General features: G+C 63.9%; 8 protein-coding genes. 1 reads left to right on the plus strand and 7 read right to left on the minus strand.

Annotation, left to right across the window (positions count from 1 at the left end; translation table 11 throughout):
• Positions 1-43: 43 nt before the first annotated feature.
• The 5 genes from NKI61_RS31835 to NKI61_RS31855 form a co-directional block, all read right to left on the minus strand.
• Positions 44-463 (minus strand): MAPEG family protein, encoded by a 420-nt coding sequence (locus NKI61_RS31835; RefSeq protein WP_352842306.1) that lies wholly within the window; start codon positions 461-463, stop codon positions 44-46.
• Between the two features lie 22 nt (positions 464-485).
• Positions 486-1,055, minus strand: coding sequence for a hypothetical protein (locus NKI61_RS31840; RefSeq protein ID WP_023673033.1), 570 nt, complete (start codon positions 1,053-1,055; stop codon positions 486-488).
• 19 nt (positions 1,056-1,074) lie between these two features.
• Positions 1,075-2,577, minus strand: a complete 1,503-nt coding sequence (guaB, locus tag NKI61_RS31845) for an IMP dehydrogenase (RefSeq protein ID WP_023682429.1) — start codon at positions 2,575-2,577, stop codon at positions 1,075-1,077.
• Positions 2,578-2,719: 142 nt separating this feature from the next.
• Positions 2,720-3,175 carry a PIN domain-containing protein gene (locus NKI61_RS31850; RefSeq protein ID WP_023682430.1) on the minus strand — a complete coding sequence of 152 codons (456 nt, stop codon included), beginning with the start codon at positions 3,173-3,175 and terminating at the stop codon, positions 2,720-2,722.
• Positions 3,172-3,417, minus strand: a complete 246-nt coding sequence (locus tag NKI61_RS31855) for a type II toxin-antitoxin system Phd/YefM family antitoxin (RefSeq protein WP_023673036.1) — start codon at positions 3,415-3,417, stop codon at positions 3,172-3,174. The genes NKI61_RS31850 and NKI61_RS31855 overlap by 4 nt, the downstream gene beginning before the upstream one ends.
• 243 nt (positions 3,418-3,660) lie before the next feature.
• Between NKI61_RS31855 and NKI61_RS31860 the strand changes: the two genes are divergently transcribed.
• Positions 3,661-5,082 (plus strand): MFS transporter, encoded by a 1,422-nt coding sequence (locus NKI61_RS31860; protein ID WP_023682431.1) that lies wholly within the window; start codon positions 3,661-3,663, stop codon positions 5,080-5,082.
• 192 nt (positions 5,083-5,274) lie between these two features.
• On the opposite strand, the gene NKI61_RS31865 is transcribed toward NKI61_RS31860, so the two are convergent.
• Positions 5,275-5,997, minus strand: a complete 723-nt coding sequence (locus NKI61_RS31865) for an RlmE family RNA methyltransferase (RefSeq protein WP_023705807.1) — start codon at positions 5,995-5,997, stop codon at positions 5,275-5,277.
• On the minus strand, positions 5,994-7,057 hold a 1,064-nt coding region (locus NKI61_RS31870), incomplete at its 5' end, for a Ppx/GppA phosphatase family protein (RefSeq protein WP_352842307.1). The genes NKI61_RS31865 and NKI61_RS31870, both read right to left, overlap by 4 nt.

Genomic DNA, 7,057 nt, shown 5'->3' on the forward strand with positions numbered 1-7,057 from the left:
CGCGGAGCGACCCTCCCCACAAGGGGGAGGGTAAACAACTGCCCTACACCGCTCCGAGCAGGTGTAGGGCGAACCAGATCCATGCCAGCAAGAGAATGATCGCGCCGACGTAGAAGGCGCGGCTGCGAAACCGCAGATTGTTGCTGGTGAGGTGGACCCAGGCGTGGCCATAGCGGGAAATCACGAAAATCCACATCAAGGCCAGGGTCAGATAATTGACGCCATTGGTCGCGTGCAGCGCCAGACACAGCACATAGAACAGCACCGGCAGTTCGAACTGGTTGACAAGATTGTTGGCGACCGTGACGCTCGACCCGGGCTCGGTCGTGCGCACCTTGTATTGACCGACCTTGGCCTCGCCCGATTTGACCGCGCCGTAGCGGCGCCGGCCCATCACGACATAGACGATATAGACGAGCAACACCTGCGCCAGCATCGGCCAGAAAATCGCGGTCTGGCTCATGGCGTTGCCCCTGCTCTGTCGTTCATGCCTGTGGACGCCGCTGGGCGGCAAGGATCAAAAACGCGATGACGATGACGGGGATCGCCAGCAGCGCGAATTTGGTGACGATCAGCGACGAGGCGAAAGACAGAGAATCCGGGTTGGCCGACAGCGCATCGGACAGAAGCCGCGCCACCGCAATGTTCTGGGCGTAGTCGGCGCACGTGTAGGGCAGCACGATGACCAGCGCGAACAGTGCCTGAAGCTGCACCGGCATGGCACGAAAACTCTTCAGCCGCCGCCCGGTTGCCAGGATCAAGCTGACCATGGTCAGCGACAGCAGCGCCGGGAAGAGAAGGTCGAAAGTCAAATAGTGCCAGACCAGGATGATCTCGCTGCCGCGCCGGCCGAGTGCCGTCAGCCAGGCCATGCCCTCGTCGGGCGTGAACCCGCCAAGGCGCACGTCGAGCGACGGCAGGCCACCGCTCAGCCGGCGGAAATAGAAGAATTCCAGCAGCGTCATGATGATGAAAACCGCCGCGGCGGCAAAGCACAGCGCGCCGGCATGGCGCGCCAGCCGCAGCACGATCGTCGCCTGGTGGCGCCAGAGCATGTACCGCTCTGGCTGCCGGTCAGGCTCCGCCAGGATAGTTCGGGCTTTCGCGGGTAATCGTGACGTCATGGGCGTGGCTTTCACGAAGTCCGGCGTTGGATATGCGCACAAAGGTGGCGCGTTCGCGAAAATCGGCAAGGTCGCGGCCACCGACATAACCCATAGCGGCTTTTAGCCCGCCCGCAAGCTGGTGCAGCACGCCAGACGCAGGTCCCTTGTAGGGCACCTGCCCTTCAATGCCTTCCGGGACCAGTTTCAGCGTGTCGCGAACCTCGGCCTGGAAGTAGCGATCGGCCGAGCCGCGCGCCATGGCGCCGACAGAGCCCATGCCGCGATAGGCCTTGAAGGAGCGGCCCTGATGCAGATAGACCTCGCCCGGGCTTTCGTCGGTGCCGGCCAGCAGCGAACCGATCATGGCCGCACCGGCGCCGGCGGCAAGCGCCTTGGCCAGGTCACCCGAATATTTGATGCCGCCGTCGGCGACGACCGACACGCCTGATCTATGCGCCGTCTCGACCGCCGACATGATCGCCGAAAGCTGCGGCACGCCGACGCCGGCGACGATGCGCGTGGTGCAGATCGAGCCCGGGCCGATGCCGACCTTGACGGCATCGGCGCCGGCGTCGATCAGCGCCTGCGTGCCTTCGGCGGTGGCGACGTTGCCGGCCAGGATGCGGACGGAATTGGAAAGCTTCTTGGCCCGCGTCACCGCATCGAGCACGCGCTGCGAATGGCCATGCGCGGTGTCGATGACCAGGAGGTCGACACCGGCATCGATCAACCGCTCGGCGCGCTCGAAGCCGTCATCGCCGACGCTGGTGGCTGCCGCCGCCCGCAGGCGCCCCTGCGCATCCTTGGTGGCGTGCGGGTTGAGCTGCGACTTCTCGATGTCCTTGACGGTGATCAGGCCGACGCAATTGCCGGACTTGTCCACGACGACGAGCTTTTCGATGCGGTGCTGATGCAGCAGCCGCTTGGCCTCGTCCTGGTCGACATTCTCCTTGACCGTGATCAGGTTCTCACGGGTCATCAATTCGTAGACTTTCTGCCCCGGATCGGAGGCGAAGCGCACGTCGCGGTTGGTCAGGATGCCGACGAGGCGGCCGATCTTCTGGCCGCCGGTGCCGCCATTCTCGACCACCGGAATGCCCGAGATGGAATAGGTGCGCATCAGCGCCAGCGCGTCGGCCAGGGTGGCGTCGGGGCCGATGGTGACCGGATTGATGACCATGCCCGATTCGAACTTCTTGACCTGACGCACCTGCTCGGCCTGTTCGGCCGGCGAGAAATTGCGGTGGATGACGCCGATGCCGCCGGCCTGCGCCATGGCGATGGCAAGCCTCGCCTCGGTGACGGTGTCCATGGCGGCCGACAGGATCGGCACGTTGAGGTCGATGTCGGTGGCGATGCGGGTGCGGATGTCGGTCTCACCGGGCATGACCTCGGAATGACCGGGCTGCAACAGCACGTCGTCAAAGGTCAGCGCCAGCGCGCCGGTGGACGTTTCGATGATTTTTGCCATGGCCAGTCCTCGGATACGAAAAGCGCCGGGAGAATACAAAAAAGCGCTGGACCGAAATGGACAGCGCCGACTCGTTTCTTCCCTTTCAGGATTGGCGCTGGCTGGTAACACGTCGCGGCGTGGTTGAAAAGCCGGTCGTGGCCTATTCGGCGGACTTGCCCAACAGGGCATCGAGCAAGACATGGCGCGGTGACCCGAAAGGATTGACGACCGTTACGCCGCCCCAGGTGAAGCCGTCCTGCAGATCTTCCGACAGCAGCAGCCGGCAACCGGTTTGCGAGGCAACAGACAGGATGGTCGCATCCCAGATGCCGAAATGGTGATCGGTCGCAAGATCAGCCGCGACCGTCATCACCTCCGGCGTCGTGCCGACAACCGGAAACGCGTCGCGCCAGCTCAACAGGGCGTCGCGCGCTTGTGCACGTGATCGTCCGGCCTTGCGTGTGAGAACGGTGAACAATTCGCCGAGCACTTGGACTGGAATGACGGCTGCCTCTTGCGCAATGTCGTGCAGCAGGCCGAAAACGATGTCGCGCTTCTCGGCTCCGTTGATCCCCTCGGCATAAACAAGGATGTTGGTATCGAGCGCGACCTTCACCGCTCGTCCTCGTAAAGCTCGTCGCGGCTCCAGCGCCCGGCTTCTACAACAGGCTGGCGTTCGAGGCGCGACAGCAGCGCTGTGCGCGAACGAGACGCCGCAGGGTCGGGCTGCCCTGCAGGCACGATCCGCGCCACGGGGCGCCCATGGCTGGTCACGACATAGCTCTGTCCTTCGCGGACACCGCGCAGGAGGAGCGAGAATTTGCGGTTGGCGTCGGCTGCGGAAACGGCTTCTTCCATGGCATTGTCCATATAGTAGTTATATTCACTACAGCATAGTGAACCCGGTCAATTTTCGCAAGTTCATTCAATGTGGCGAAACGCAGCGACGCCTCTTGTCCGCCCATGGTCGCACAAAAGTGACAGCAAATTAATGCGACATCGCGCCTGAGGCGTGATAACCGCCCGTTTGTATCGGCTTGCCCGCCTTTTCATTGTTTGGATTGGCCGGCAGGCACATTTAGACCAGTTCGGACGCGTTCGTTGAACCGCATCATTCCGCTCATTCTGGCGGTCGCCTTGTTCATGGAAAACATGGATTCGACCGTCATCGCGACATCGCTGCCGGCGATTGCCGTCGACATCCACACCAGCCCGATCGCGCTCAAGCTGGCGCTGACCGCCTATCTGGTGGCGCTGGCGATCTTCATTCCGATCAGCGGCTGGATGGCCGACCGGTTCGGCGCCAAGACCATTTTTCGCGCCGCGATCGGCGTCTTCATCGTCGGCTCGGTCTGCTGCGCCATCTCCAATTCACTGCCGGCCTTTGTCGTCTCGCGCTTCCTGCAAGGCATAGGCGGCGCCATGATGACGCCGGTCGGCAGGCTGGTCCTGGTGCGCGCGACGCCGAAGAGCGAGCTGGTCGCGGCCATGTCGTGGCTGACGGTGCCGGCGCTGGTCGGCCCGCTTGTGGGACCACCGATCGGCGGCTTCATCACCACCTATTTCACCTGGCATTGGATCTTTCTGATCAACGTGCCGATCGGCCTGGTCGGCATCTGGCTGGCGACACGCTTCCTGCCGCGAACCGACTCGATGGAGACGCCGCCGCTCGATTTCGTCGGTTTCGTACTGAGCGGGCTGGCGGCCTCCGGCGTCATCTTCGGCCTGTCGGTGGTCAGCTTGCCCTATCTGCCGCCGGCGACCGGCCTCATCACCGTGGCGGTCGGGCTGATTTCCGGCGTGCTCTATCTCCTGCATGCGCGGCGCGCCAAGAACCCGCTGCTGGCGCTGGAACTGTTCCGCAACCCGGTGTTCCGCTCCTCGGTGCTCGGCGGCTCGCTGTTTCGCATCGGCATCGGGGCGGTGCCGTTCCTGTTGCCCCTGATGTTCCAGATCGGCTTCGGGCTGACGCCGTTCCAGTCGGGCATGATCACCTTCGTCTCGGCCATCGGCGCCATTGGCATGAAGTTCGTCACCGCGCTGATCTTCCGGCTCGCCGGCTTCCGCCGGGTGCTGATCTGGGGCTCGCTGATCGCCGCCGCATCGATCGCCATATACGGCCTGTTCACGCCGGAGACGCCTTACGCGCTGATGCTGGCGATATTGCTGGTCGGCGGCTTCATCCGCTCGATGTTCTTCACCGGCGTCAATGCGCTCTCCTACGCCGAAGTGTCGGCCGAGGACACCAGCAAGGCAACGCCGATCACGGCGGTGTTCCAGCAGTTGTCGATCGCGCTCGGCGTGGCGCTGGCCGGCGGCATCCTGGAAGTCTCGACCTCGATCCATGGCGGCCCGCTGATGCTCGGCGATTTCCACATTGCCTTCTTCATCGTGGCGGCAGTGTCAGCGGCGGCGTCGGTATCGTTCATGCGGCTGGCGCCGGATGCCGGCAACGCCGTGTCGGGTCATGGCCGGATGACGACGCCGAAGACACTGGAGCCGGTGAGCACGGCTGGGAAGTAAGGGGCGAGCGCCCCTCATCGCTTCGTTCATCCTAGGGCGAAGCGACTCAAAGCGTCGCGCAGACCCTGGGATCCATTCCGTGATCTTGATCGAAGGATGCAGCGGCACAGAATTCTGCAGCGTTTTCAACGCGTTAACGTCACGGCATGGATCCTAGGGTCTGCGCTGCGTCGCTTCGCTCCTTGCTTCGCCCTAGGATGACGATGCCACTGGTGGCTCTCTGCCCTTAAAATCCTTCGCCAGCAAATACAGTTCCACCGACTCATCCCGCGACGCCGGCGGCTTCACGTGGTGCACCGAGCGGAAGTTCTTCTTGAGCATCGACAGCAGCTCGTTTTCGGCGCCGCCTTGAAACGTCTTGGCCAAAAAGTGCCCGCCCGGCTTCAGCACCGACAGCGCGAAATCGGCGGCCACCTCGCACAGATGCATGGTGCGGATGTGGTCGGTTCGCTTGTGGCCGGTGGTCGGCGCGGCCATGTCGGACAACACGATATCGGGGTCGCCGCCCAGCGCCTCGGCGAGCTTTTGCGGCGCTTCCGGGTCGAGGAAATCCATCAGCAGCACCGGCGCACCCGGCACCGCATCCATTTCGAGATAGTCGATGCCGATGACATGTGGATTATCAGCCGTCGATTTCGTCCTCGCGGCCGCCACCTGGCACCAGCCGCCGGGGGCCGCACCGAGATCGATGACCTTCATGCCGGGTTTCAGCAGATGATGCTTGTCATCGATCTCGATCAGCTTGTAGGCCGCGCGCGAGCGATAGCCGTCGGCCTTGGAGCGCTGGACATAGGGATCATTGATGTGGCGCTGCAGCCAGCGGCGCGACGATTCCTTCAGGCCGCTCTTCTTCTTGATCCGCGTCTTGAGGACACGAATGCTGGCGGAGCCCGGCTTTTCCGGCTTCTTGGTCACTGTCGGCCTCGCCCACTGTTGCGCCAGACGCCGTCATCGGCCATCAGCTCGCTCAAAATGCCTTCGCGTAAGCCCCGGTCGGCGACGCGCAGCCGCTCCGACGGCCACACCGCACGGATGGCTTCCAGGATAGCACAGCCGGCCAGCACCAGGTCGGCACGGTCGGCGCCGATGCACGGGTTGGCGCAGCGCTGCTGGAAATCCCAGCCAACCAGTTTTTCGACCATGCGGTCGACGCTGTCGCGGTCCATCCACAGCCCATCGACGCGGCGGCGGTCGTAGCGTTCGAGATCGAGATGGACGCCGGCCAGCGTCGTCACCGTGCCGGATGTGCCCAGCAGATGGAATTTCGGACTGGCCAGCACATGGCTCAGCCGGTCGCGGCCGTCGAAGGACTTTAGCCGCACCGCGACATCATCGACCATGGCGGCAAAGATCTCGCGCGTCACCGTGCGGCCGCCAAAGCGCTCGGCCAGCGAGACAACGCCGACCGGCAGCGACGTCCACGACACGATATGGTTGGCCAGCCGCGGCGAGCGCTGGCCGGTGAGGTCGATCAGCGCGATTTCGGACGAGCCACCGCCAATGTCGAACAGCACCACGCCTTGCGTGTCGCGCTCGACCAGCGAGCCGCAGCCGGATACAGCAAGCCGCGCCTCGGTCTGGCGATCGATGATTTCCAACTTCAACCCCGCCTCTCGTTCGACGCGCTGCAGGAATTCGACGCCATTATCGGCGGTGCGGCAAGCCTCGGTGGCGATCAGCCGGGCTTTCCTGATCTTGCGGTTGCGCAATTTGTCGCCGCAGATTTTCAGCGCCTCGACGGCGCGGTCCATCGCCGCCTGGCTAAGGTGCCCATTGGCGGTCAGCCCCTCGCCCAGCCTGACGATGCGCGAGAAGGCGTCGATGACGCGGAACTGGCCATGGCGTTGCGGCACCGCGACCAGCAGCCGGCAATTGTTGGTGCCGAGATCGAGCGCGGCAAACACCGGCAGTTCCTGCATCGGCGGCCGATGCATGGGATGTTCCGGTCGGGGTTGTGGGGCCGAGGGAAAAGGCA

Source organism: Mesorhizobium sp. M0514, from assembly GCF_040321145.1.
Taxonomy (GTDB): domain Bacteria; phylum Pseudomonadota; class Alphaproteobacteria; order Rhizobiales; family Rhizobiaceae; genus Mesorhizobium.

Coding starts and splice junctions, on each gene's coding strand:
- guaB (WP_023682429.1), bottom strand. CDS start 2,577: ATGGCAAAAATCATCGAAACGTCCACCGGCGCGCTGGCGCTGACCTTT.
- NKI61_RS31840 (WP_023673033.1), bottom strand. CDS start 1,055: ATGCTCTGGCGCCACCAGGCGACGATCGTGCTGCGGCTGGCGCGCCAT.
- NKI61_RS31835 (WP_352842306.1), bottom strand. CDS start 463: ATGAGCCAGACCGCGATTTTCTGGCCGATGCTGGCGCAGGTGTTGCTC.
- NKI61_RS31855 (WP_023673036.1), bottom strand. CDS start 3,417: ATGGAAGAAGCCGTTTCCGCAGCCGACGCCAACCGCAAATTCTCGCTC.